A 25,376-nucleotide genomic window follows, 5' to 3' on the forward strand; every position below is an offset into this window, starting at 1 on the left:
CCTTTGTTCTTTGAGCGCCACGGTGGTGGTGAGCGAGCCATTCTCGTTCACTTGGATGGTCAGGACCCTGAGGCGCGCGAAGATCCGCAGGAGTTTCAGGAGTTGGCAATGTCGGCTGGCGCCGAGACCGTCGCGTTTTTCAACGTGCCGCGTAATCGGCCAACCGCCAAATACCTGATTGGCAGCGGCAAGGTCGAGGAGTTGCGCGACCTGGTCAAAGCCGAGCAGGTAGATCTGGTGATTTTCAATCACATCCTCACGCCCAGTCAGGAACGTAACCTCGAACGTGTTTTCGAGTGTCGCGTGATCGATCGCACGGGTCTGATTCTCGATATTTTCGCCCAGCGCGCCCGCACCCATGAAGGCAAGCTCCAGGTCGAACTGGCCCAGCTTGAGCACATGAGTACGCGGCTGGTTCGCGGCTGGACTCACCTCGAACGGCAGAAAGGCGGTATCGGCCTGCGCGGTCCCGGTGAAACCCAGCTGGAAACCGACCGGCGCCTGTTGCGGGTTCGCCTGCGGCAGATCAAGGGGCGTCTGGAAAAGGTCCGCAGCCAACGCGAGCAATCGCGCCGTGGCCGCAAACGGGCTGACATTCCGACGGTTTCGCTGGTGGGTTATACCAACGCCGGCAAATCGACGCTGTTCAACTCGGTGACCGATTCCGACGTTTTTGCCGCTGACCAGCTCTTCGCCACCCTCGACCCGACGCTGCGCCGACTCGAACTCGAGGACCTGGGCCCGATCGTGCTGGCAGACACCGTGGGCTTCATTCGCCACTTGCCGCACAAACTGGTTGAAGCATTTCGGGCTACGCTCGAAGAGTCGAGCAACTCCGACCTGTTGCTGCACGTGATCGACTCTCATGAACCCGAGCGCATGGCCCAGATTGAACAGGTCATGGTGGTGCTCGGAGAGATCGGGGCTCAAGACTTGCCGATCCTGGAGGTCTATAACAAACTCGATTTGCTCGAGGGCGTGGAGCCGCAGATCCAGCGTGATGCCGATGGCAAACCGCAGCGGGTCTGGCTTTCGGCGAAAGACGGTACAGGGCTGGACCTGCTCAGGCAGGCCGTGGCCGAGTTGCTTGGCGATGAATTGTTTGTTGGCACCTTGCGATTGCCGAACCGATTTGCTCGACTGCGTGCGCAGTTTTTCGAACTCGGTGCGGTACAGAAAGAAGAACACGATGACGAAGGCATCAGTTTACTGGCCGTTCGTTTGCCACGGGCCGAATTGAATCGGCTGGTGAGCCGCGAAGGTTTGCAACCGATGGAATTCATCGAGCAACACACTTTGCAATAAAAGCCTGAGAAAGCGGTTGTGTCGTGGTGACAGGCATTCTGTAGCATTGGTCGGCGCGCCGTGGGTGCGTCTTTGCTTTATCAGATGGAGAGCGCTATGGCTTGGAATGAGCCGGGTGGCAACTCGAATAATCAGGATCCTTGGGGTGGCAAGCGTCGTAACAACGGCGACCGCAAGGGACCACCAGATCTCGACGAGGCCTTCCGAAAGCTGCAGGAAAGCCTGAACGGTTTGTTCGGTGGTGGTAAGAAACGTGGTGGCGACGACGGCGGTGGTCCGGGCAAGAGTGGCGGCTTTGGCGGCCTGCTCGGCATCGGCCTGGTCGTGCTGGCCGCCGTTTGGCTGTACAGCGCGGTTTATGTCGTCGACGAGCAGGAGCAAGCCGTGGTGCTGCGCTTCGGCAAGTACTACGAAACCGTGGGTCCGGGCCTGAATATCTACTTCCCGCCGATCGACAGGAAGTACATGGAAAACGTCACGCGTGAGCGTGCCTACACCAAGCAGGGCCAGATGCTGACCGAAGACGAGAACATCGTCGAAGTGCCACTGACCGTGCAGTACAGGATCAGCAACCTGCAGGACTTCGTGCTGAGCGTCGACCAACCGGAAATCAGCCTGCAGCACGCGACCGACAGCGCCTTGCGCCATGTGGTGGGTTCCACCGCAATGGATCAGGTACTGACCGAAGGTCGTGAATTGATGGCCAGCGAAATCAAGGAGCGCCTGCAACGCTTCATGGACACCTATCGCACCGGTATCACCGTTACCCAGGTCAACGTACAGAGCGCAGCGGCACCGCGCGAAGTTCAGGAAGCCTTCGATGACGTGATCCGTGCCCGGGAAGACGAGCAGCGTTCGCGCAACCAGGCCGAAACCTATGCCAACGGCGTCGTGCCGGAAGCTCGTGGCCAGGCCCAGCGCATCCTCGAGGATGCCAACGGTTATCGTGACGAAACCGTCTCGCGCGCCAAGGGTGAGGCCGACCGCTTCACCAAGCTGGTCGCCGAGTACCGCAAGGCGCCTGAAGTTACCCGCCAGCGCCTGTACCTGGACACCATGCAGGAAGTCTTCAGCAACACCAGCAAGGTTCTCGTGACCGGCAACAAGAACGGCCAGAGCAACCTGCTGTACCTGCCGCTGGACAAGATGGTCGAAAGTGGTCGCAGCACCAGCACTCCGATGAGCAGCAGTGCGGCAGCCACCAGCAATGAAGCGAATACGCGTGCGGCAGCAGATCTGCAGCAGCAGGCACGTACCAGGGAGAGTCGCTGATGAGCAATAAATCGCTGATCGCCCTTATTGTCGGCGTCGTCGTGGCGATCGCAGCCTGGAACTGCTTCTACATCGTGGCTCAGACCGAGCGTGCGGTGTTGCTGCAGTTCGGTCGCGTGGTCCAGACCGATGTTCAGCCAGGCCTGCACGTGAAAGTGCCTTACGTTAACCAGGTGCGCAAATTCGACGCACGCCTGATGACGCTGGATGCACCGACGCAACGCTTCCTGACGCTGGAAAAGAAAGCCGTGATGGTCGATGCCTTCGCCAAGTGGCGCGTGAAGGACGCAGAGCGTTTCTACACCGCGACTTCCGGCCTCAAGCAGATCGCCGACGAGCGTCTGTCCCGTCGTCTGGAGTCGGGCCTGCGTGACCAGTTCGGTAAGCGCACGTTGCACGAAGTGGTCTCCGGTGAGCGCGATGCGCTGATGGCGGACATTACTGCTTCGTTGAACAAGATGGCTGAAAAAGAGCTGGGCATCGAAGTTGTCGATGTTCGGGTCAAGACCATCGACCTGCCGAAAGAAGTGAACCGCAGCGTGTTCGAGCGTATGAGCACCGAGCGTGAGCGTGAAGCTCGCGAGCACCGCGCCAAGGGTAACGAGCTGGCCGAAGGCATCCGTGCCGACGCCGATCGTCAACGCCGCGTGCTGCTGGCTGAAGCCTATCGTGAATCCGAAGAGGTTCGCGGTGACGGCGATGCCCAGGCTGCTGCGATCTACTCCAAGGCGTACGGTCAGGATCAGGAGTTCTACGCGTTCTACCGTAGCCTGCGCGCCTACCGTGAAAGCTTCGCGAACAAATCCGACGTCATGGTTCTCGACCCAAGCAGCGACTTCTTCCACTACCTGGAAAAAGCCAAGCCTTGATACGGCGTTGACCTGAATCCTCCCGCCGGGCGGCTAAAACCTCTGGCGGGGTGATCCTTTGGGAAAACGTGTGTATGATGCGGCAGCCGGGAAATTCCCGGCTTTTTTGCGTCTGCATGTTTGATTGCTGTTTTTAAGCGGACGCCGGGCCGATTGGCTCGACAGTTTTTCGAGGAAAGTGGTTGGCGAAGCCGGTAGAAGGGCTTTTCGCTCCGTCGCTCATGCGCGTGGATTGTGTATGAGCTGATCATTTTCTGCTTCACTCAAGGCTCGCCGACAGGCTGGTCGCCCGGATATAGGGGAAGGCGTAATGGCAACGGTAGACCGCTGGCTTCTGCCAGATGGCATCGAAGAAGTACTGCCACCGGAAGCGGCGCGTATTGAAGTCGCGCGTCGTCAGGTGTTGGATCTGTTCCAGAGCTGGGGTTACGAGTTTGTCGTGACTCCCCATATCGAGTACCTGGAATCCCTGCTGACTGGCGCGGGCCAGGACCTGGACCTGCGGACCTTCAAGGTCATCGACCCGCAATCGGGCCGGCAAATGGGTTTCCGTGCCGACATCACGCCGCAAGTGGCGCGCATCGATGCGCACACCCTGCGCCGCGAAGGTCCGAGCCGTCTGTGTTATGCAGGTAGCGTGCTGCATGCTCAGCCTCGTGCCTTGTCGTCCTCGCGCAGCCCGATCCAACTGGGTGCCGAGCTGTACGGCGACGGCAGCCCGAGCAGCGACGTCGAAGTCATCAGCCTGATGCTGGCCATGCTGCAACTGGCCGATGTGCCGGATGTGCACATGGACCTCGGCCATGTCGGCATCTATCGCGGCCTGGCCCGCGCCGCCGGTTTGTCTGGTGAAGTTGAACAGCAGTTGTTCGATGCGTTGCAACGCAAGGCCATCGACGAGGTCATTACCTTGACCGAGGGCTTGCCGGCCGATCTGTCAGCCATGCTGCGCGCACTGGTCGATCTGTGCGGTGGTCGTGAGGTGCTGGTGGCTGCCCGTGAACGCCTGGCCAAGGCTCCGGCGCAGGTGACGGCGGCGCTGGACGACCTGCTGGCGATTGCCGAGCGATTGTCCGTACGTTTCCCTGAGCTGCCGCTGTATTTCGACCTGGGCGAGCTGCGCGGTTACCACTACCACACCGGTGTGGTGTTCGCCGTGTTCGTGCCGGGTGTTGGCCAGTCCATTGCCCAGGGCGGTCGTTACGACGACATCGGCGCCGACTTCGGTCGCGCCCGTCCGGCAACCGGCTTTTCCACCGATTTGAAAACCCTGGTGACCCTGGGGCGTGCTGAGATCGAGCTACCGTCTGGCGGTATCTGGATGCCTGACAGTACGGATGCAGCACTCTGGCAGCAGGTTTGCCAGTTGCGCAGTGAGGGTCAGCGTGTCGTTCAGGCCTTGCCTGGACAACCTTTGGCCGCCGCCCGTGAAGCGGACTGCGACCGGCAATTGATTCAGCAGAACGGGCTTTGGCAAGTATCGCCACTGGCTTCTTGAGTTTTCCTGCCGGCTGCCGCCGGCACCAAGTTTGCGCGAATGAGGACAAGTGTTATGGGTAAGAATGTCGTAGTCCTGGGCACCCAATGGGGTGATGAGGGCAAAGGCAAGATCGTTGATCTGCTGACCGAACATGCTGCCGCCGTAGTGCGCTACCAGGGTGGCCACAACGCTGGCCACACCCTGGTGATCGACGGTGAAAAGACCGTCTTGCACCTGATTCCGTCGGGCGTGCTGCGCGAAGGCGTACAGTGCCTGATCGGCAACGGCGTGGTGGTTGCACCTGACGCCCTGATGCGTGAAATCGTCAAGCTGGAAGAGAAAGGCGTACCGGTGCGCGAGCGCCTGCGTATCAGCCCTTCCTGCCCGCTGATCCTGTCCTACCACGTAGCGCTGGACCAGGCCCGTGAAAAGGCCCGTGGCGAGCTGAAGATCGGCACCACCGGTCGCGGCATCGGCCCGGCGTACGAAGACAAGGTTGCACGTCGCGGCCTGCGCATCGGCGACCTGTTCCACCGCGAGCGTTTCGCCGCCAAGCTGGGCGAGTTGCTGGATTACCACAACTTCGTACTGGTCAATTACTACAAAGAGCCAGCCATCGACTTCCAGAAGACTCTGGACGAGTGCATGGAGTACGCCGAGCTGCTCAAGCCGATGATGCTGGACGTCACTGCCGAGCTGCACAACCTGCGTCGCGCCGGCAAAGACATCATGTTCGAAGGCGCCCAGGGCTCCCTGCTGGACATCGACCACGGTACCTACCCGTACGTCACCAGCTCCAACACCACCGCTGGCGGTATCGCTACCGGTTCGGGTGTTGGCCCGATGTTCCTGGATTACATCCTCGGCATCACCAAGGCCTACACCACCCGTGTTGGCTCGGGTCCGTTCCCGACTGAGCTGTTCGACGACGTGGGTGCATTCCTGGCCAAGCGTGGCCACGAGTTCGGTGCGACCACCGGCCGTGCCCGTCGTTGCGGCTGGTTCGATGCTGTCATCCTGCGTCGCGCCATCGACGTCAACAGCATCTCGGGCCTGTGCCTGACCAAGCTCGACGTGCTGGACGGCCTGGAAACCATCAACATCTGCGTTGGCTACAAGAACGCTGACGGTGCAGTGATCGACGCACCGACCGATGCCGACAGCTACATCGGCCTGGAGCCAGTGTACGAAGAGATGCCGGGCTGGAAAGAATCCACCCTCGGCGCCAAGACTCTGGAAGAGCTGCCGCAGGCTGCACGCAACTACATCAAGCGCGTCGAAGAGTTGGTCGGCGCGCCGATCGACATTATTTCGACGGGTCCTGACCGCAACGAAACCATCGTTCTGCGTCATCCGTTTGCTTGATAAGTCGTTGATGTAAAACACAAAGGCCCCTTAATCGGGGCCTTTGTCGTTTATGCCTGTCGAACGGCATGACCTTTGCTGTGAACATTAAAAAAGCATTGCTTCCGGCGTGCTATCAATTTAATGGCGCCAAAGCAGAGGGATTTCAGATGTCGGCCGTTCTCTCATTGTTACAAAGCCGTTTGTTGCGGCCCGTGTTCGTTACCCTGGGTATCGCCCTTTTGGTGCAGGTGCTGGTGGCTGTTGCTCTGACCCGGAGCACGGTGACCGCGCTGGAAGCCGATCTTGGCATGCGCCTGGGCGCGGACAGCCAAAAGCTCTCCGCTGAGCTCGAGCAGGCAGGGCGCGAAGTCACATCCAGTCTGGACAGCCTCTCTACCAGTACACGCCAGCGCCTCACGGCCGGTTTATCCTCACGTCTTGAGGAAGAGCAGGCGCAATTGCGTTCGACCCTGGAAAAGGACCTGAAGGACTCTGCCAGCGACATGGCACAGCTTCTGGCTTCAGTCGCGCCCCGCGCCATGTGGGACAACGACGTTCCGACACTGTCCGAGTTCGCCCGCCGGGCCCAGCGCAATCCCAATGTGCTGTTCGTGGTGTATGACGACGCCACTGGCCAGCACCTGACGCGCTACCTCAACCGGGAAAACCCGATCAACAAGGCACTGCTGGAAAAAGGCCAGGGCGAGCGGGCGCTCGACAAGGTGCTGGATGCGGCGAAAAACGACCCTTCGGTCTTCTACGTCGAGGCTTCGATCAACCCCAATGGCGTGGAAATCGGCAAGGTCCTGATGGGGGTCTCGACTGCTTCGGTGGAGACTGATCTCGCGGCCCTCGACAAGCGCTTCGCGGCCTTGATCGCCAGCAGCGATCAACTGGTGGGCGACAGCCTCAAGGGCGCGGCCGCCGACAGCGCAGCGGCCATGCGTTCGCGTCTGCAGTCGGCTCAGTCCACGGCGGCTGAAATGAAAGCCAACACCACCGGCACCGTACAGGAAGCGGCCGCGACATTGCGCTGGCGTATCGGTGTGTGTCTGGCGGTGGTGGGTTTCGGTGTCTTGCTGTTGTTGGCGGTGGTGCTCGGTCGCCGAGTGGTCAATCGCCTGAAAATGCTGATCGTTGCCATGGATGACCTGGCGGCGGGCGAGGGCGATCTGACCAAGCGTGTGCAGATCAACAGCAAGGACGAGATCGGCGACATGGCCTCGGCGGTCAATCGCTTTGTGGATAAGTTGCAGCCGATCGTGCGCGAGGCGGGCGATGTGGCCCAGCGTACCGGTGTGGAAATTGGCGCCATGACCTTGCGCAATGCCGGTGCGGATGCGGCGGCAGGCATGCAGCGCGACGAGGTGGCGGAGAGTTTGCGTGCCTTGTCGCAGATGGCTGATGAAGCGCAGTCGGAAAGCCACGCCATGCAGGCGGCGCTGAAGCAGGTCGTGGACATTCGTCAGGCTACCGACGAAAACACCCGGACCTCGGCGAAAGTCGGCAGCCTGATCGAGGAGTTGGCGGGTCAGGTCAACACCGGTGCGCAAGTGATCGAGCGCCTGGCACAGCAAAGTGAGCAGATCGAAGTGGTGTTGACGGTAATTCACGGCATCGCTGAACAGACCAACCTGCTGGCGCTGAACGCGGCTATTGAAGCGGCGCGTGCCGGCGAGACCGGGCGCGGGTTTGCGGTGGTGGCAGATGAGGTGCGGGCGCTGGCGAGCAAGACGCAGAGCTCCACCGGCGATATTCAGGCGCACATCGTTGCGTTGCAGCAAGGTGCGCGTGAGGCGGTGGCAGCGATTGGTCAGGCCGGGCGCCAGGCCAGTGAAGGTTTGCTGGTGCTGCGCGACAGTGCCCGGTTGCAGCAGTCGGTGCAGGCATCCGTCGAGCAGGTCCACGCGGCGATCGGTTTGGCTACCCAGGCTGCGGCGCATCAGGCGCAGGGCGCGCAGGCCGTGCGAGGGCGGGTCCAGACCATTCACGCCCAGGCCGAGAAAGCGGCGCAGGCTGTCGTGGAGACCACGGCGAGCGGCAAGGTGCTCGATGGTCTGGCGGCGCAGTTGAAGGCGAGCCTGGGGCAGTTCAGGGCTTGACGGGTTGCCTGGCCCGACCCCTTCGCGAGCAAGCCCGCTCCCACATTTAATCTCTGCTGTTCACAAATAGTGAGTTCACAGCAGATCCAGTGTGGGAGCGGGCTTGCCCGCGAAGGCGATCTCAGCGACTCAGATACATCCGCGTCGTCAGCAGATAAACCGGCAATCCCGACACCAGAATCAACAGCGCCGCATAAGGTGCCGCCGCCGCAAACTCCACATTCGCGGTATGCGCCCACACCTCTGTCGCCAAGGTATTGAGTCCGGTCGGACTCAGCAGCAGTGTCGCCGTCAGTTCCTTCATCGCATCCAGGAACACCAGCGCAAAGGCCGCCCCCAGCGCCGGAAAGATAATCGGCAGTGTCACTCGGCAAAAAGCGCTGAATGATGAGGCGCCCAGCGTACGTGCCGCCTCTTCAAGTTGCGGCGCCGCTTTGTTCAGGGCGGTGCGGATCGGTGCCTGGGCCAGTGGCAGAAACAACAGGGCGTAGGCGATGAGCAGCAACGCCGAAGTCTGGTAGAGCATCGGCACGTAGTGCAGGGCGAAATACACCAGGGCCAGGGCAATGACCAGTCCTGGCAGGGCGTGCAGCAGATACGGCAAGCGCTCGGCCCAGATCGCCAGTTGACCTTTGTAGCGTACGACCAGCAGGCCGACCGGCACCGCCAGCACCAGGCAAAACCCCGCGCCTCCCAGCGACAGTGCGAGGGATGACAGCAATGCTTCGCCGATTGCCGCCACGGGAAAGGCTGCCGATGATCCCACCGCCAGCCAGTAGGCCAGCATGCCCAGCGGAATCCCGCTGCCAATGATTGCCAGCAGCAGGCAATAAAGCTGTCCCGCCACTGCCCATGGCCCCAGTTGAACCTGTTCCGCGTGTCGCGCCGCTCCCTGGCCGGTGCGCACGTGTCGACCCTTGCCGCGCACGCGTAGCTCCAGCCACAGCAGCGCCAGGCACAGCGTCAGCAGTACGGCAGAGAGCATCGCCGCGTTGGCATTGCTGAACTCCAGCTCGAACTGTTGATAGATCGCCGTGGTGAAGGTTTGCAAGCCGATGATCGACAGGGCGCCGAACTCCACCAGCATGTGAAGCGCAATCAGCAGCGAGCCCGCCAGCAACGATGGCCAGAGCAGGGGCAAGGTGACGCGGAAAAACACTCCCCAGCGATTCTGGCCCAAGGTGCGGGCCGATTCTTCAAGGGATGGATCAAGGTTGCGCAGGGTTGCCGCCACAGGCAGAAAAATCAGCGGGTACTTGGACAGGCTCATCACCAGGATCGCCCCGCCGAGCCCCTCAAAGTGCGCGCTCAGCGAAACCCAGGTGAAGCTGCTGACAAAGGCCGGTACGGCAAACGGCAGGCACAGGATTACACCCCAAATCCTGCGTCCCGCCAGATTGCTGCGTTCGAGCAGCCACGCCAGTGACAGGCCGATCACGCCGCAGGCGAGGGTGACGCCCAGCATCAATGCAAGGGTGTTGCGCAGCAGGCCGAATACGTAGGGCCGCCACAGCAGGTGCAAGGCTTGGGCCCAGCCTGCTTGCCAGGCTTTGAGTCCGACATAGGCCAGCGGCAGGAAGCTGAGTACGACCAGCAGCAATACCGGCAACACCAACCCTATGGGGGGACGCTTGCGGCGCAGGCTGGCGACAGATAGCGATGCGCTCATCAGTTCAAGCCAACGTCGCGTTCCAGGTCCAGGGCTTCTTCGGCATTGCCGAGGTCGGCTGGCGTCACGTTCGGCGCCTGCAGTTCGCTGAATGGCTTGAGCCCGCGATCAGATTCCATGCCTTTGTGCAGAGGGTATTCGGCGGTGGTCTGGGTGATCACGCGCTGGCCTTCCTCGCTGGCCATATAGGCGAGCAATTGCTGTGCTTCCTGGGGGTGTTTGCTGGATTTGAGGACTGCTGCACTGGAAACGGTGATGAGCCCGCCGACATCGCCGCCTGTGAAGTAATGCAGCTTCGAGTCGAGCTGGCCTTTTTCACGCTGCAGGGCGAACCAGTAGTAGTTGTTGACCAACACAGTGGCCACTTCGCCATTTTCCACGGCTTTCAGTGCAACCATGTTGTTGCTGTAGGTTTTGCCGAATGCGCGCAGTCCGGTCAGCCATTCTTCGGCGGCGTCCATGCCGTGCACCTTGATGATCGCGACGGCCTGTTCCTGGAAGGCGCCGCTGGTGGGCACGAAGCCGACTTTGCCTTGCCATTTGGGGTTGGAGAAATCCATCACCGAGGCGGGCAAGTCTTTTTCATCGATCAGCTTCGGGTTGAAGGCGACGACGCGCACCCGGGCGGTCACGCCAATCCAGGTGCCGTTGCCGGCCACGTATTCCTTGGGCAGAACGGCCAGTGTGGCGTCATCCGTCTTGGCCAGCAGGCCTTGTTCGCCGAGTTTGTTCAGTGGCGGCGACTCTTCGGTGTAGATGACGTCGGCGGGGGAGCGATCGCCCTCTTCGACGATCTGACTGGCGAGCTGATTGCTGCTGCCTTTGCGCACATTGACGTGGATGCCGGTCTTGGCTTCGAAGGCTTTGGCGACTGCGTCGCCGACTTCCTTGTGTTGGCCGTTGTAGAGAGTCAGGGAAACCGGGTCGGCGGCTTGGGTGATGGGAGTGGCGAGTGCCAGGCCAAGCAGGGTAATGGTCAGGCCGCGGCGCAGGGTATTTCGAAACATCATTCGCAGGGTTCCTCACTGTCGCATTGCAAAAACTTGCAACAATGATAAACGATATTGTTTCTCAAATGCGCCTTGCGGTGGCTGGCATATGTTTGCTAATTGGCTCACATCCCTTGTAGGAGCGAGCTTGCTCGCGATGGACGTGAACGTAATCGAGGGTTGTCTGAAGAAATGCGTCGCCTGAGCATGCATCGCGAGCAAGCTCGCTCCTACAGGGAGAGGGGGGGAGACGTGTTTTCAAATGCCAGAAACGCAAAAACCCGCTTTCGCGGGTTTTTGTGAAATCCAAGGCCGTAACCTTGAATTTGAATTGGTGCCCAGAAGAAGACTCGAACTTCCACGGCCGTAAGGCCACCAGCACCTGAAGCTGGCGTGTCTACCAATTTCACCATCTGGGCATTCATCTTCAGCGTTGCCGCTGTTGATGTGGCGCACTATACGGAGAGCGTTTTGATCTGTAAACCCCTGATTTTAAAATTAATAAACCAGGGGTCTAAAATGCAAAAACCCGCTTTCGCGGGTTTTTGTGTGAGCCTTGAAATTGATCTAATCTCAAGCTCGAAATTGGTGCCCAGAAGAAGACTCGAACTTCCACGACCGTAAGGTCACCAGCACCTGAAGCTGGCGTGTCTACCAATTTCACCATCTGGGCATTATCGGCAACGTCTGCGTCGTCGATGGCGCGCACTATACGGAGCGTCTTTTTAACTGTAAACCCCCGGCCTCAAAAAAACCTGAAAAAATTCACCAGCGGTCTGCAATTCAGCTTTGATGTGTCGATACAGGGCTTTAGATGGGTCGTCTTAGCTTGAAATTTCCCGTTTCATTACGCCTATGCCAAACTAACCCGCATATAGACAAGGTGAAAACTCTCTAATGGCCGATTGGCAGTCCCTCGATCCCGAGGCCGCTCGTGAAGCGGAAAAATATGAAAACCCCATTCCTAGCCGCGAACTGATCCTTCAGCACCTTGCTGATCGAGGTTCGCCTGCTAACCGCGAGCAACTGGTCGAAGAGTTTGGTCTGACCACGGAAGACCAGATCGAAGCCCTGCGCCGCCGCCTGCGCGCCATGGAGCGCGATGCTCAACTCATCTATACCCGTCGCGGCACTTATGCGCCGGTGGACAAGCTCGACCTGATCCTGGGCCGCATCAGCGGTCACCGCGACGGCTTCGGCTTCCTGGTGCCGGACGACGGCAGTGACGACCTGTTCATGAGCCCGGCGCAGATGCGTCTGGTGTTCGACGGTGACCGTGCCCTGGCCCGTGTATCCGGCCTGGACCGTCGCGGTCGCCGCGAAGGCATGATCGTCGAAGTGGTGTCCCGCGCCCACGAAAGCATCGTCGGTCGCTACTTCGAAGAGGGCGGTATCGGTTTCGTCGTTGCCGACAACCCGAAGATCCAGCAGGAAGTGCTGGTCACACCGGGCCGTAACGCCAACGCGCAGATCGGTCAGTTCGTCGAAGTGAAGATCACTCACTGGCCGACGCCACGCTTCCAGCCGCAAGGCGACGTGGTTGAAGTCGTGGGTAATTACATGGCGCCGGGCATGGAGATCGACGTTGCCCTGCGTACCTATGACATTCCCCACGTCTGGCCCGAGGCCGTGCTCAAGGAAGCCGGCAAGCTCAAGCCGGAAGTCGAAGAGAAAGACAAAGAGAAGCGTATCGACCTGCGTCATCTGCCGTTCGTCACCATCGACGGCGAAGATGCCCGCGACTTCGATGACGCGGTCTACTGCGAAGCCCGTCCGGGCAAGCTGCGCCTGTTCTCCGGCGGCTGGAAGCTGTACGTGGCGATTGCCGACGTATCCAGCTACGTGAAGCTCGGTTCGGCGCTGGATGCCGAGGCGCAGGTTCGCGGCAACTCGGTGTACTTCCCCGAGCGCGTGATTCCGATGCTGCCTGAGCAGCTGTCCAACGGTTTGTGCTCGCTGAACCCGCAAGTCGATCGCTTGGCCATGGTTTGCGAGATGACCATCTCCAAATCCGGCGAGATGACCGACTACTGCTTCTACGAAGCGGTGATCCACTCCCATGCCCGCCTGACCTACAACAAGGTCAGCGCGATGCTGGAAACGCCGAAAGCCACCGAGGCGCGCAAGCTTCGCGGTGAATACACCGACGTGGTGCCGCACCTCAAGCAGCTCTACTCGCTGTACAAGGTATTGCTGGCCGCCCGTCACGTACGTGGCGCGATCGATTTCGAAACCCAGGAAACCCGGATCATCTTCGGTTCCGAGCGCAAGATCGCCGAAATCCGGCCGACCATTCGCAACGATGCGCACAAGCTGATCGAGGAATGCATGCTGGCGGCCAACGTGGCCACCGCCGAGTTCCTGAAAAAGCACGAAATCCCTGCGCTGTATCGCGTTCACGATGGTCCGCCACCGGAGCGCCTGGAAAAGCTGCGCGCCTTCCTCGGCGAGCTCGGCCTGTCCCTGCACAAAGGCAAGGATGGTCCGTCGCCGAAGGATTACCAGGCACTGCTGGCCGGTATCAAGGATCGTCCGGATTTCCACCTGATCCAGACCGTCATGCTGCGTTCGTTGAGCCAGGCGGTGTACAGCGCCGATAACCAAGGCCACTTCGGCCTGAATTACGAGGCGTACACGCACTTCACTTCGCCGATCCGCCGCTACCCGGACTTGCTCACGCACCGGGCGATTCGCAGCGTGATCCATTCGAAGCAGGACACCCCGCACGTTCGTCGTGCCGGTGCGATGACGATTCCGAAGGCGCGCATCTATCCGTACGACGAAGCGGCCCTGGAGCAGCTCGGCGAGCAGTGCTCGATGAGCGAGCGCCGTGCCGACGAAGCGACCCGCGACGTGGTGAACTGGCTCAAGTGCGAGTTCATGAAGGATCGCGTGGGCGAATCGTTCCCGGGTGTGATCACCGCGGTGACCGGTTTTGGTCTGTTCGTCGAGCTGACCGATATCTACGTCGAAGGCCTGGTGCACGTCACTGCGCTGCCGGGCGATTACTACCACTTCGATCCTGTGCACCACCGCCTGGCCGGTGAGCGTACCGGTCGCAGTTTCCGCCTTGGCGACACCGTGGAAGTGCGGGTCATGCGCGTCGACCTCGACGAACGCAAGATCGACTTCGAGATGGCTGAAAAAACCATCAGCGCGCCGATCGGTCGCAAAAAGCGTGGCACGGAAGCGGCAGCACCTGCGGCCCTCTCTACAAAAACAGTCGCAGAACCGGCCCCGGCGAAAACCGGTCGTCGTCCTGCCAAGGAAAAGGCTGTCGAGGCCTATCGCCCAAGCGATGCGGCGGCGAAAAACGCCGAAGTGCGCAAGAGTCGTGAAATGAAACAGGCGTTGCTGGCCGGTGCGAAAAGCGGCGGTAAAGCGGCGTCTGGGGGAAAGACCAGCCGGTCGGCGCCTGACAAGGCTGTCGGCGGCAAACCAGCCAAACCGAGCAAACATCGTAAAGGTCCGCCAAAAGCGGGCTCGGCTCCAGCCAAGACTGGCGGGGCGCGTAAACCTAAGGCCAAGCCATGAGTCAGTTGGAAAAGATCTACGGCGTACACGCTGTAGAAGCGTTGTTGCGTCATCACCCGAAACGCGTAAAGCAGATCTGGCTGGCCGAAGGTCGCGGTGATCCGCGGGTGCAGACGTTGATCGAACTGGCCAACGAAAACCGTGTCCAAATCGGCCAGGCCGAGCGTCGTGAAATGGACGCCTGGGTTGAAGGCGTGCACCAGGGCGTGGTGGCGGACGTAAGTCCTAGCCAGGTCTGGGGCGAGGCGATGCTCGACGAACTGCTTGATCGTACCGAGGGCGCCCCGTTGTTGCTGGTGCTCGACGGCGTGACCGATCCGCACAACCTCGGCGCCTGCCTGCGTTCTGCCGATGCGGCGGGTGCACTGGCTGTGATCGTGCCGAAGGACAAGTCCGCGACCCTGACGCCGGTAGTGCGAAAGGTTGCCTGCGGTGCGGCGGAAGTGATTCCGCTGGTGGCCGTGACCAACCTGGCGCGCACCCTGGAAAAGCTCCAGCAGCGTGGCTTGTGGGTTGTCGGTACGGCGGGGGAGGCCGAAGTCAGTCTGTATGACCAGGATCTCACCGGGCCGACCATCCTGATCATGGGTGCCGAAGGCAAGGGCATGCGTCGCCTGACCCGCGAGCATTGTGACTACCTGGTGCATCTGCCGATGGCCGGTAGCGTCAGCAGTCTCAACGTGTCGGTAGCGACTGGCGTGTGCCTGTTCGAGGCGCGGCGTCAGCGTGGTGCGAAAGCTGCGGCGGCCGCCAAGAAAGCCTGATTGGCGCACGACCGACTTGTAGGAGCGAGCTTGCTCGCGAAGGACTCAAGATCACCGCGGGGCATCAGCTTCCCCTCGTTATCGTTGACGACCTTCGCGAGCAAGCTCGCTCCTACAGTGCTTTTGGGTGTCGAGGTTTGTTCAAATAATCACCAATTACCTTGCGCCTCCCTCGCCCCTTCTCTACAATTGCGCCCCTTGCTGTGACGGCAGGCATTGATGTGCCTTACCCACGCAAGTCCATAAGTGTCATTCACTCCTTGTCTGACCGCTTTTGAGCGGCAGGCTACAACCCGTAAGGAGCATTCATGCGTCATTACGAAATCATCTTTTTGGTCCACCCGGATCAAAGCGAGCAAGTCGGCGGCATGGTTGAGCGTTACACCAAGCTGATCGAAGAAGACGGCGGCAAAATCCACCGTCTGGAAGATTGGGGCCGTCGTCAACTGGCCTACGCAATCAACAATGTTCACAAGGCTCACTACGTGATGCTGAACGTTGAGTGCACTGGCAAGGCCCTGGCCGAGCTGGAAGACAACTTCCGCTACAACGATGCAGTGATCCGTAACCTGGTCATCCGTCGCGACGAAGCCGTTACCGGCCAGTCCGAGATGCTCAAGGCTGAAGAAAACCGCAGTGAGCGCCGTGAGCGTCGCGACCGTCCTGAGCACGAAGGCGCTGAAAGCGTTGACAGTGATGACAGCGACAACAGCGATAACGCTGACGAGTAATCCACGGACCTTTTAAGGAGCCTATCAAATGGCACGTTTCTTCCGTCGTCGTAAATTCTGCCGCTTCACCGCTGAAGACGTGAAAGAGATCGATTACAAAGATCTCAACACCCTGAAAGCCTACGTATCCGAGACCGGCAAAATCGTTCCAAGCCGCATCACCGGTACCAAAGCTCGTTATCAGCGTCAGCTGGCCACCGCTATCAAGCGCGCCCGCTTCCTGGCCCTGCTGGCCTACACCGACAGCCACGGCCGCTGAGACCGGGCAGTCGACTCGTAGCAAAGGATTGAATGCATGCGGGCCATAGCTGAGTTCATCATGCGCGGCCGTATGCAGGCCACTCTCGTAGTGGCTGGATGCGCGGCGATGCCGTTGCTGTATTGGTTGGGTGCTGCCGCCGGATGCCTTGTGCTCCTGCGGCGCGGATTGAGGGACGCCCTTGGCGTTCTTGCTCTGGGACTGCTGCCGGCATTGGTCTGGTGGCTGTACTCCGACGACCCACGGGCACTTCTGGTGCTGCTGGGGTCTGCGAGCCTTGCGTTGGTTTTGCGCGCAAGCGAGTCCTGGAACCGCGTGCTGCTGGTCAGCATAGCGATGGGAGCGGTGTTTTCAGTGGTGTTGGGGACAGCTTTTGCTCCCCAGATCGAGATGCTGGCGCAGGCTTTGATCAAGGTCATGCCGTCGCTACTCGGTGATGTCTACCAGAAGATGTCGGTAGACGAACAAGCGCGTTTCGCGTCCCTGATTGCACCGGTCCTGACCGGCCTGATTGCGGCGTTGTTGCAAATCGTCAGCTTGCTGAGCCTGCTTGTCGGGCGCTACTGGCAGGCGTTGTTGTACAACCCGGGCGGTTTTGGTCGCGAGTTTCGCGCCATCCGCTTCCCGCTGTTGCCGGCGATGTTGCTGCTGGCGTGCATGCTTCTGGGGCCGAACATCGGCTCGCAGATGGCCATGTTGACGCCGTTGTGCAGCGTACCGCTGGTGTTCGCCGGGCTGGCCCTGATTCACGGGCTGGTGGCGCAGAAGCGACTGGCCAGGTTCTGGCTGGTGGGGTTGTACGTGACGCTGTTGCTGTTCATGCAGCTGATCTATCCGTTGCTGGTGGTCCTGGCCATCGTCGACAGCCTGATTGATTTTCGCGGTCGTTCGGCACCGAAAGATGCCGATAACGCGAACGGTGAAGGTTAAAAGTTAAGAGGATTTTCACATGCAACTGATCCTTCTGGAAAAAGTCACCAACCTGGGCAACCTGGGTGACAAAGTGAACGTTAAGGCTGGTTACGGTCGTAACTACCTGCTGCCTTACGGCAAAGCTACCGCTGCGACCCCAGCCAACCTGGCTGCGTTCGAAGAGCGTCGTGCCGAGCTGGAAAAAGCTGCAGCAGATCGCAAAGCATCGGCTGAAAGCCGCGCTGCCCAACTGGCCGAGCTGGAAGTGACCATCACTGCCACCGCTGGCGACGAAGGCAAGCTGTTCGGTTCGATCGGTACTCACGACATCGCTGACGCACTGACCGCCTCCGGCGTTGAAGTGCAGAAGAGCGAAGTTCGTCTGCCGAACGGCACCATCCGCAACGTAGGCGAATTCGACGTAGCCGTGCACCTGCACGCCGAAGTTGAAGCCACCGTACGCGTTGTCGTGGTAGCAGCTTAAGCAGCACTTGTCGGCTGGCACCCTCGGGTGCTTGCCGGTAACATCGGGCACGATCCTGTTTACAGGTCGTGCCCTTTGTCTTTCTGAACCCCCTGCTTTTCATCACCCAAAACACAAGTGGCCATGAACGATATCTCCGCTCCCGAGCAATACGATCTGCAAACCGCCGCCCTGAAGGTGCCGCCGCACTCCATCGAGGCCGAGCAGGCCGTACTCGGTGGTCTGATGCTGGACAACAACGCCTGGGAGCGCGTGCTCGATCAAGTCTCCGACGGCGATTTCTATCGACATGACCACCGTCTGATTTTCCGTGCGATCGCCAAGCTGGCCGATCAGAACATGCCGATCGACGTCGTGACCCTGTCCGAACAACTGGACAAGGAAGGTCAGACTTCGCAAGTCGGCGGCCTCGGTTACCTCGGTGAGCTGGCGAAAAACACCCCGTCCGTCGCCAACATCAAGGCCTATGCGCAGATCGTTCGTGAACGGGCGACATTGCGCCAGTTGATCGGTATCAGCACTGAAATCGCGGACAGCGCTTTCAACCCGGAAGGCCGCACCGCCGCCGAGATTCTCGACGAAGCCGAACGCCAGATCTTCCAGATCGCCGAGGCCCGGCCAAAAACCGGTGGACCGGTGGGCGTCAACGACCTGCTGACCAAGGCCATCGACCGCATCGACACCCTGTTCAACACCGACAACGCCATTACCGGCCTGTCCACCGGCTACACCGACCTCGACGAGAAGACCAGCGGCCTGCAACCAGCCGACCTGATCATCGTCGCCGGCCGTCCGTCCATGGGTAAAACCACCTTTGCGATGAACCTGGTGGAAAACGCCGTATTGCGCAGCGAGAAGGCTGTCCTGGTTTACTCCCTCGAGATGCCAGGCGAATCGCTGATCATGCGTATGTTGTCGTCCCTGGGACGCATCGACCAGACCAAGGTCCGTTCCGGTCAGCTGGAAGACGACGACTGGCCGCGCCTGACCTCGGCGGTCAACCTGCTCAACGACCGCAAGCTGTTCATCGACGATACCGCCGGCATCAGCCCGTCGGAAATGCGCGCCCGGACCCGTCGCCTGGTGCGTGAGCATGGCGATGTCGGCCTGATCATGATCGACTACCTGCAATTGATGCAGATCCCGGGTTCCAGCGGTGACAACCGGACCAACGAGATTTCCGAGATCTCCCGATCCCTGAAAGCCCTGGCCAAGGAATTCAACTGCCCGGTGGTGGCGCTCTCGCAGCTCAACCGTTCCCTGGAACAGCGGCCGAACAAGCGCCCGGTGAACTCCGACTTGCGGGAATCCGGAGCGATCGAGCAGGACGCCGACGTGATCATGTTCGTTTATCGCGACGAGGTGTATCACCCGGAAACCGAGCACAAGGGCATTGCCGAGATCATCATCGGCAAGCAGCGGAACGGCCCGATCGGCTTTATCCGCCTGGCTTTCATCGGTAAATACACCCGATTCGAGAACCTGGCGCCGGGCAGCTACAACTTCGATGACGACGAGTAAGATCTTCATCGCCTGACAGGGCCTCATCGCGGGCAAGCCCGCTCCCACAGGTTTGGCGTGATCCCTGTGGGAGCGGGATTGCCCGCGATAGGGTCGCCACAATTTCCGACCATGGCCGTCGGAATTGGTCAAAATTTGTGCTATATTCCGCGCCCGCGAAATTCAATGAAAGCCAACACCGGTTATCGACATGCAAGCAGCCAAGCCGTTATTTGACTATCCCAAGTACTGGGCCGAATGTTTCGGGCCAGCGCCGTTCCTGCCCATGAGCAGGGAGGAGATGGATCAGCTCGGCTGGGATTCCTGCGACATCATCATCGTCACCGGTGATGCGTACGTCGACCACCCGTCGTTCGGCATGGCGATCATCGGCCGGCTGCTGGAGTCCCAGGGCTTCCGCGTCGGGATCATTGCCCAGCCGAACTGGCAGTCCAAAGACGACTTCATGAAGCTCGGCGAGCCGAACCTGTTCTTCGGTGTCGCGGCCGGCAACATGGACTCGATGATCAACCGCTACACCGCCGACAAGAAAATCCGTTCCGACGATGCCTACACGCCGGGTGGCCTGGCCGGCAAGCGTCCGGACCGCGCCAGCCTGGTGTACAGCCAGCGCTGCAAGGAAGCCTACAAGCACGTGCCGATCGTCCTCGGCGGCATCGAAGCGTCGCTGCGCCGCATCGCTCACTACGATTACTGGCAGGACCGTGTGCGTAACTCGATCCTGATCGACGCCAGCGCCGACATCCTGCTGTACGGCAACGCCGAGCGGGCCATCGTCGAGGTTGCCCAGCGCCTGTCCTATGGTCACAAGATCGAAGACATCACCGACGTGCGCGGCACCGCGTTCATCCGTCGTGACACGCCGCAAGGCTGGTACGAGGTCGATTCCACGCGTATCGACCGTCCGGGCAAGATCGACAAGATCATCAACCCGTACGTCAACACCCAGGACACCGCCGCCTGCGCCATCGAGCAGGAGAAGGGCCCGGTCGAGGATCCGCAGGAAGCCAAGGTCGTGCAGATCCTGGCCAGCCCGCGCATGACCCGCGACAAGACCGTTATCCGTTTGCCGTCGGTGGAAAAGGTCCGCAACGACGCGGTGCTCTACGCCCACGCCAACCGCGTGCTGCACCTGGAGACCAACCCGGGCAACGCCCGCGCCTTGGTGCAGAAGCACGGCGAAGTGGACGTCTGGTTCAACCCGCCACCGATTCCGATGACCACCGAAGAAATGGACTACGTGTTCGGCATGCCTTATCAGCGCATTCCGCACCCGGCGTACGGCAAGGAAAAGATCCCGGCCTACGAGATGATCCGTTTCTCGGTGAACATCATGCGTGGCTGCTTCGGCGGCTGCACCTTCTGCTCGATCACCGAGCACGAAGGCCGGATCATCCAGAACCGTTCCCACGAATCGATCATTCGCGAAATCGAAGAGATTCGCGACAAGGTCCCGGGTTTTACCGGCGTGATCTCCGACCTCGGCGGCCCGACCGCGAACATGTACCGCATCGCCTGCAAGAGCCCGGAAATCGAATCCGCGTGCCGCAAGCCATCGTGTGTGTTCCCTGGCATCTGCCCGAACCTGAACACCGACCACTCGGCGCTGATCCAGCTGTACCGCAGTGCCCGTGAGTTGCCGGGTGTGAAGAAAATCCTGATCGCTTCCGGCCTGCGCTATGACCTGGCGGTCGAGTCGCCGGAGTACGTCAAGGAACTGGTGACCCACCACGTCGGTGGCTACCTGAAGATCGCCCCGGAACACACCGAGGAAGGTCCGCTCAACCAGATGATGAAACCGGGCATCGGCAGCTATGACAAGTTCAAGCGCATGTTCGAGAAGTATTCGAAGGAAGCCGGGAAAGAGCAGTACCTGATTCCGTACTTCATCGCCGCCCACCCGGGCACCACCGACGAAGACATGATGAACCTGGCCCTGTGGCTCAAGGGCAACGGCTTCCGTGCCGACCAGGTGCAGGCGTTCTACCCGTCGCCGATGGCCACCGCCACCGCGATGTACCACTCGGGCAAGAACCCGCTGCGCAAGGTCACCTACAAGAGTGACGCGGTGACCATCGTCAAGAGCGAAGAGCAGCGTCGTCTGCACAAGGCGTTCTTGCGTTATCACGACCCGAAAGGCTGGCCGATGCTGCGTGAGGCTCTGACCCGCATGGGCCGCGCCGACCTGATCGGGCCGGGCAAGAACCAGTTGATTCCTTTGCACCAGCCATCGACCGACAGCTACCAGAGCGCCCGTCGCAAGAATTCGACGCCGGCCGGCAGCCATAAAGTGGCCAAGGAAAAGACCACCAAGATCCTCACCCAGCACACTGGCCTGCCACCGCGTGCCAGCGATGGCGGCAATCCGTGGGACAAGCGCGAACAGGCCAAGGCTGCGGCGTTCGCCCGCAACCAGCAGGCGGCCAAGGAGCGCAAGGAAGCGGCCAAGGGCAAGGGGCCGAAGCCGGCTCGCAAGCCGGTCGTGCCGCGCTAAGCCGCGCCTGCGCTGAACAGAACGCCAACCTTCGGGTTGGCGTTTTGCGTTTCTGGAGGAGTAAAAGCTGTATCACAGCCTGAAAGTGGGGTGTGGCAACTGGCCTCTTCGCGAGCAAGCCCGCTCCCACAATGAAATGCATTCCCCCCTGTGGGAGCGGGCTTGCTCGCGAAGAGGCCGGGTTTGGCGGCGACTATGCAACTGAACGCCACAAATACGTGCAACTCTTGCAAGCCAATTCTGCGCATCGCCCGATTTTGGTGCTGTACTGCCTCAGGCAACCGAGGAAAGCGCCAGCGTTGCTGGATGGCATAAGTCTTGCGCGCTTTCCAAAACGCTCAAGGCTCGCAGGAGGCACGCCGTGTCGATTCATGTCGCATTGCACCATGTCACGCATTACCGCTATGACCGCGCTGTCGAGCTTGGCCCGCAGATTGTTCGCCTGCGTCCCGCCGCTCACAGCCGCACGCGGATTCTGTCCTATTCGCTGAAAGTCTCGCCCGAGCAGCACTTCATCAACTGGCAGCAGGATCCTCAAGGCAATTATCTGGCGCGGCTGGTGTTCCCGGAGAAGACTGAAGAGCTGCGGATCGAAGTCGACCTGCTGGCTGAGATGGCGATCTTCAATCCGTTTGATTTCTTCCTTGAGCCCTACGCGGAAAAAATCCCTTTTACCTATGCCGCCGACGAGCGCAAGGAACTGGCGCCGTACCTGGAAACCCTGCCCCTGACGCCGAAGTTCAAGGCCTATCTGGACGGCATCGACCGCACGCCGTTGCCTGCCGTGGATTTTCTCGTCGCGCTCAACCAGCGCCTGAGCGAAGACATCGACTACCTGATTCGCATGGAGCCCGGCGTACAAACACCTGAACACACCCTCGAACAGGCCTCCGGTTCGTGCCGCGATTCCGCCTGGTTGCTGGTGCAACTGTTGCGCAACCTGGGACTGGCGGCGCGTTTCGTATCGGGCTACCTGATCCAGCTGACCGCCGACGTCAAAAGTCTTGACGGCCCGTCCGGCACCGAAGTGGATTTCACTGACCTGCACGCCTGGTGCGAGGTGTACTTGCCCGGTGCCGGCTGGATCGGCCTGGATGCGACCTCCGGGCTGTTTGCCGGTGAAGGACATATTCCGTTGGCCTGTAGTCCCGATCCGTCCTCTGCGGCGCCGATCAGTGGCCTGGTGGAACCGTGCGAGTGTGAATTCAGCCACGAAATGTCTGTGGAGCGGGTTTGGGAAGCACCACGGGTCACCAAGCCCTACACCGACGACCAATGGCTGGCGATTCAAGCCCTGGGCCGACAGATCGATGCCGATTTGCTGGAAGGCGATGTGCGCCTGACCATGGGCGGCGAGCCGACCTTCGTGTCCATTGATGACCCGGACGGCGCCGAGTGGAACACCACGGCACTGGGGCCGGATAAACGGCGGCTGTCCGCCGAGCTGTTCCAGCGCCTGCGTAGACACTACGCGCCCAAGGGGCTGGTGCATTTCGGGCAGGGCAAGTGGTACCCCGGCGAGCAACTGCCGCGCTGGTCGCTCAATTGCTATTGGCGCCGTGACGGCGTGCCGATCTGGCACAACAGCGCGCTGATCGCCGATGAACAGGAAGACTACGGTGTCGATGGCGCACTGGCCGGGCGTTTTCTGGCAAGCGTGGCCGAGCGTTTGAACATTCCGACACGCTTTGTGTTTCCAGCCTACGAAGACAATTTTTATTACCTCTGGCGCGAAGGGATGTTGCCGCAAAACGTCAGCGCCGAAGATTCGCGCCTGGAAGAGCCTTTGGAGCGTGCGCGTCTGCGCAAGGTCTTCAGTCAAGGCCTGGACAAGGTCATCGGCCAGGTCCTTCCGCTGGCGCGCACCGCCAAGGGCGATCAGTGGCAGAGCGGCCGCTGGTATCTGCGCGATGAGCACTGCCGACTGGTGCCGGGGGACTCGCCGCTGGGTTATCGCTTGCCGCTGGGTTCGCAGCCGTGGGTGAAAGCGGCGGAATATCCGTTTATTCATCCGCGAGACCCGAATCAGGATTTCCCGCCGCTGCCCGACACCGCGCAACTGCAAAGCCGGGGCGAGACTGCCGAGGTGCAGGAGCGCGTACCGAAGATCGATGAATCCGCCGACTGGCTGACCCGCACGGCGTTCTGCGCCGAGGCGCGGGAAGGCCGTTTGTACCTGTTCATGCCACCGCTGGAGCGGGTCGAGGATTACCTCGAACTGGTCGCTGCCATCGAAGCCACCGCTGAAGAGCTGATGTGCCCGGTATTGCTGGAGGGCTACGAGCCGCCGAGCGATCCACGCCTGAGCAACTTCCGTATCACCCCGGATCCGGGGGTGATCGAAGTCAACGTGCAGCCGTCCGCAACCTGGGATGAATTGGTCGAGCGCACTGAATTCCTTTACGAAGAAGCGCGCCAGACCCGGCTGACCACTGAGAAATTCATGATCGACGGTCGGCACACCGGTACGGGAGGCGGTAACCATTTCGTGCTGGGTGGCGCGACCCCGGGGGACTCGCCGTTTCTGCGTCGCCCGGATCTGCTGCGCAGCCTGATCAGCTACTGGCACAACCATCCGTCGCTGTCCTACCTGTTTTCCGGATTGTTCATCGGCCCGACGTCCCAGGCACCGCGGGTCGACGAAGCACGCAACGATGCCTTGTACGAACTGGAAATTGCCTTCGCGCAAATGCCTGAAGCGGGTGAGGAATGTCCGCCATGGCTGGTGGATCGACTGCTGCGCAACCTGCTGATCGATGTGACCGGCAACACCCACCGCGCCGAGTTCTGCATCGACAAACTCTATTCGCCGGACGGTGCCACCGGACGTCTCGGATTGCTGGAGCTGCGTGCGTTCGAGATGCCGCCCCACGCCCGCATGAGCCTGGCGCAACAGTTGTTGCTGCGGGCGCTGGTGGCGCGGTTCTGGCGCGAGCCCTATGCACCGCAGAAACTGGCGCGCTGGAGCACGGAGCTGCACGATCGCTTCCTGTTGCCGCACTTTATCGAGCAAGACTTCGCCGATGTCATCGTCGACCTCAACGCCGCCGGTTATCCGGTGCGGGCCGAATGGTTCGCCGCGCATCTGGAGTTCCGTTTTCCCAAGGTTGGCGATTACGCCGTCAGTGGTATCGCGCTGGAACTGCGCCAGGCGCTCGAGCCCTGGCACGTGCTGGGTGAAGAGGGCGCCATGGGCGGTACGGTGCGTTACGTGGATTCGTCGCTGGAGCGTTTGCAGGTCAAGCTCAGCGGCTTGCCGCCCCAGCGATATCTGCTGACCTGTAATGGTATCCCGGTGCCGTTGCAGCCCACGGGGCGGGTCGGCGAGTTCGTGGCCGGCGTACGCTTTCGAGCCTGGCAACCGGCCAACTGCCTGCAACCGACCATCCCGGTCCATGCGCCGCTGGTATTTGACCTGCTCGATACCTGGATGCAGCGATCGCTGGGCGGCTGCCAGTACCACGTCGCTCATCCGGGCGGGCGCAATTACGACAGCTTGCCGGTCAATGCCAACGAGGCCGAGAGCCGGCGCATGGCGCGTTTCTTCCGTATCGGACACACGCCAGGGAAGCTTCCTGTACCCAACATGGAAATTAACGACGAGCTACCGATGACACTCGATTTGCGACGTTTCTGAACCGTGC

17 protein-coding genes and 2 tRNA genes are annotated in these 25,376 nt (G+C 60.7%); 15 read left to right on the top strand and 4 right to left on the bottom strand.

Going from position 1 to position 25,376, the window contains the following annotated elements; all coding sequences use genetic code 11:
- The first annotated feature begins 3 nt into the window (after nt 1-3).
- The 6 genes from hflX (at nt 4) to AC06G5_RS02465 (ending at nt 8,375) form a co-directional block, all read left to right on the top strand.
- Complete coding sequence (gene hflX, locus AC06G5_RS02440) at nt 4-1,305, top strand: ribosome rescue GTPase HflX (protein ID WP_480458938.1); 1,302 nt, start codon at nt 4-6, stop codon at nt 1,303-1,305.
- A gap of 96 nt (nt 1,306-1,401) precedes the next feature.
- Nucleotides 1,402-2,577 (top strand): FtsH protease activity modulator HflK, encoded by a 1,176-nt coding sequence (gene hflK / locus AC06G5_RS02445; RefSeq protein WP_413425414.1) that lies wholly within the window; start codon nt 1,402-1,404, stop codon nt 2,575-2,577.
- Nucleotides 2,577-3,446 carry a protease modulator HflC gene (gene hflC / locus AC06G5_RS02450; protein WP_413425412.1) on the top strand — a complete coding sequence of 290 codons (870 nt, stop codon included), beginning with the start codon at nt 2,577-2,579 and terminating at the stop codon, nt 3,444-3,446. The genes hflK and hflC overlap by 1 nt, the downstream gene beginning before the upstream one ends.
- Before the next feature lie 310 nt (nt 3,447-3,756).
- Entirely contained in the window at nt 3,757-4,944 is a 1,188-nt protein-coding gene (locus AC06G5_RS02455; protein ID WP_413425410.1) for an ATP phosphoribosyltransferase regulatory subunit, read from the top strand.
- A 54-nt stretch (nt 4,945-4,998) separates the two neighbouring features.
- Nucleotides 4,999-6,291: an adenylosuccinate synthase gene (locus tag AC06G5_RS02460; protein ID WP_008016891.1), complete on the top strand. Its 1,293-nt coding sequence runs from the start codon at nt 4,999-5,001 to the stop codon at nt 6,289-6,291.
- A 149-nt stretch (nt 6,292-6,440) separates the two neighbouring features.
- Nucleotides 6,441-8,375, top strand: a complete 1,935-nt coding sequence (locus tag AC06G5_RS02465; protein WP_480458939.1) for a methyl-accepting chemotaxis protein — start codon at nt 6,441-6,443, stop codon at nt 8,373-8,375.
- Between the two features lie 121 nt (nt 8,376-8,496).
- On the opposite strand, the gene AC06G5_RS02470 is transcribed toward AC06G5_RS02465, so the two are convergent.
- The 4 genes from AC06G5_RS02470 to AC06G5_RS02485 form a co-directional block, all read right to left on the bottom strand.
- Entirely contained in the window at nt 8,497-10,044 is a 1,548-nt protein-coding gene (locus AC06G5_RS02470) for an ABC transporter permease (RefSeq protein ID WP_480458940.1), read from the bottom strand.
- Nucleotides 10,044-11,054, bottom strand: a complete 1,011-nt coding sequence (locus tag AC06G5_RS02475; RefSeq protein WP_480458941.1) for an extracellular solute-binding protein — start codon at nt 11,052-11,054, stop codon at nt 10,044-10,046. The genes AC06G5_RS02470 and AC06G5_RS02475 overlap by 1 nt, the downstream gene beginning before the upstream one ends.
- 311 nt (nt 11,055-11,365) lie before the next feature.
- Nucleotides 11,366-11,452: transfer RNA gene (locus AC06G5_RS02480), tRNA-Leu, on the bottom strand.
- Nucleotides 11,453-11,619: 167 nt separating this feature from the next.
- A tRNA-Leu gene (locus AC06G5_RS02485) sits at nt 11,620-11,706 on the bottom strand.
- Nucleotides 11,707-11,930: 224 nt separating this feature from the next.
- Here AC06G5_RS02485 and rnr point away from each other — a divergent pair.
- The 9 genes from rnr (at nt 11,931) to AC06G5_RS02530 (ending at nt 25,369) form a co-directional block, all read left to right on the top strand.
- Complete coding sequence (rnr, locus tag AC06G5_RS02490) at nt 11,931-14,567, top strand: ribonuclease R (RefSeq protein ID WP_413425402.1); 2,637 nt, start codon at nt 11,931-11,933, stop codon at nt 14,565-14,567.
- Nucleotides 14,564-15,331: a 23S rRNA (guanosine(2251)-2'-O)-methyltransferase RlmB gene (gene rlmB / locus AC06G5_RS02495; RefSeq protein ID WP_413425400.1), complete on the top strand. Its 768-nt coding sequence runs from the start codon at nt 14,564-14,566 to the stop codon at nt 15,329-15,331. Before rnr ends, rlmB begins: the two co-directional genes overlap by 4 nt.
- Before the next feature lie 308 nt (nt 15,332-15,639).
- Nucleotides 15,640-16,062: a 30S ribosomal protein S6 gene (gene rpsF, locus AC06G5_RS02500; protein WP_007982042.1), complete on the top strand. Its 423-nt coding sequence runs from the start codon at nt 15,640-15,642 to the stop codon at nt 16,060-16,062.
- Nucleotides 16,063-16,090: 28 nt separating this feature from the next.
- Complete coding sequence (gene rpsR / locus AC06G5_RS02505; RefSeq protein WP_002551829.1) at nt 16,091-16,321, top strand: 30S ribosomal protein S18; 231 nt, start codon at nt 16,091-16,093, stop codon at nt 16,319-16,321.
- A 36-nt stretch (nt 16,322-16,357) separates the two neighbouring features.
- Nucleotides 16,358-17,251 (top strand): hypothetical protein, encoded by an 894-nt coding sequence (locus AC06G5_RS02510; protein WP_480458942.1) that lies wholly within the window; start codon nt 16,358-16,360, stop codon nt 17,249-17,251.
- 19 nt (nt 17,252-17,270) lie between these two features.
- Nucleotides 17,271-17,717: a 50S ribosomal protein L9 gene (rplI, locus tag AC06G5_RS02515; RefSeq protein ID WP_007973276.1), complete on the top strand. Its 447-nt coding sequence runs from the start codon at nt 17,271-17,273 to the stop codon at nt 17,715-17,717.
- A gap of 123 nt (nt 17,718-17,840) precedes the next feature.
- On the top strand, nt 17,841-19,238 hold the full coding sequence (gene dnaB, locus AC06G5_RS02520) for a replicative DNA helicase (RefSeq protein ID WP_057397743.1): 1,398 nt from the start codon (nt 17,841-17,843) through the stop codon (nt 19,236-19,238).
- Nucleotides 19,239-19,428: 190 nt separating this feature from the next.
- A complete protein-coding gene (locus tag AC06G5_RS02525) occupies nt 19,429-21,732 on the top strand; it encodes a YgiQ family radical SAM protein (RefSeq protein WP_008016881.1) in 2,304 nt (767 codons plus the stop codon).
- A gap of 361 nt (nt 21,733-22,093) precedes the next feature.
- Nucleotides 22,094-25,369 carry a transglutaminase family protein gene (locus AC06G5_RS02530; RefSeq protein ID WP_413425397.1) on the top strand — a complete coding sequence of 1,092 codons (3,276 nt, stop codon included), beginning with the start codon at nt 22,094-22,096 and terminating at the stop codon, nt 25,367-25,369.
- Nucleotides 25,370-25,376 lie beyond the last annotated feature (7 nt).

Source organism: Pseudomonas sp. WT-JTC, assembly GCF_056711565.1.

Coding starts and splice junctions, on each gene's coding strand:
- dnaB (WP_057397743.1), top strand. CDS start 17,841: ATGAACGATATCTCCGCTCCCGAGCAATACGATCTGCAAACCGCCGCC.
- AC06G5_RS02455 (WP_413425410.1), top strand. CDS start 3,757: ATGGCAACGGTAGACCGCTGGCTTCTGCCAGATGGCATCGAAGAAGTA.
- AC06G5_RS02475 (WP_480458941.1), bottom strand. CDS start 11,054: ATGATGTTTCGAAATACCCTGCGCCGCGGCCTGACCATTACCCTGCTT.
- AC06G5_RS02460 (WP_008016891.1), top strand. CDS start 4,999: ATGGGTAAGAATGTCGTAGTCCTGGGCACCCAATGGGGTGATGAGGGC.
- rpsF (WP_007982042.1), top strand. CDS start 15,640: ATGCGTCATTACGAAATCATCTTTTTGGTCCACCCGGATCAAAGCGAG.
- hflK (WP_413425414.1), top strand. CDS start 1,402: ATGGCTTGGAATGAGCCGGGTGGCAACTCGAATAATCAGGATCCTTGG.
- AC06G5_RS02510 (WP_480458942.1), top strand. CDS start 16,358: ATGCGGGCCATAGCTGAGTTCATCATGCGCGGCCGTATGCAGGCCACT.
- AC06G5_RS02470 (WP_480458940.1), bottom strand. CDS start 10,044: ATGAGCGCATCGCTATCTGTCGCCAGCCTGCGCCGCAAGCGTCCCCCC.
- hflC (WP_413425412.1), top strand. CDS start 2,577: ATGAGCAATAAATCGCTGATCGCCCTTATTGTCGGCGTCGTCGTGGCG.
- rplI (WP_007973276.1), top strand. CDS start 17,271: ATGCAACTGATCCTTCTGGAAAAAGTCACCAACCTGGGCAACCTGGGT.
- rpsR (WP_002551829.1), top strand. CDS start 16,091: ATGGCACGTTTCTTCCGTCGTCGTAAATTCTGCCGCTTCACCGCTGAA.
- rlmB (WP_413425400.1), top strand. CDS start 14,564: ATGAGTCAGTTGGAAAAGATCTACGGCGTACACGCTGTAGAAGCGTTG.
- AC06G5_RS02465 (WP_480458939.1), top strand. CDS start 6,441: ATGTCGGCCGTTCTCTCATTGTTACAAAGCCGTTTGTTGCGGCCCGTG.
- AC06G5_RS02525 (WP_008016881.1), top strand. CDS start 19,429: ATGCAAGCAGCCAAGCCGTTATTTGACTATCCCAAGTACTGGGCCGAA.
- rnr (WP_413425402.1), top strand. CDS start 11,931: ATGGCCGATTGGCAGTCCCTCGATCCCGAGGCCGCTCGTGAAGCGGAA.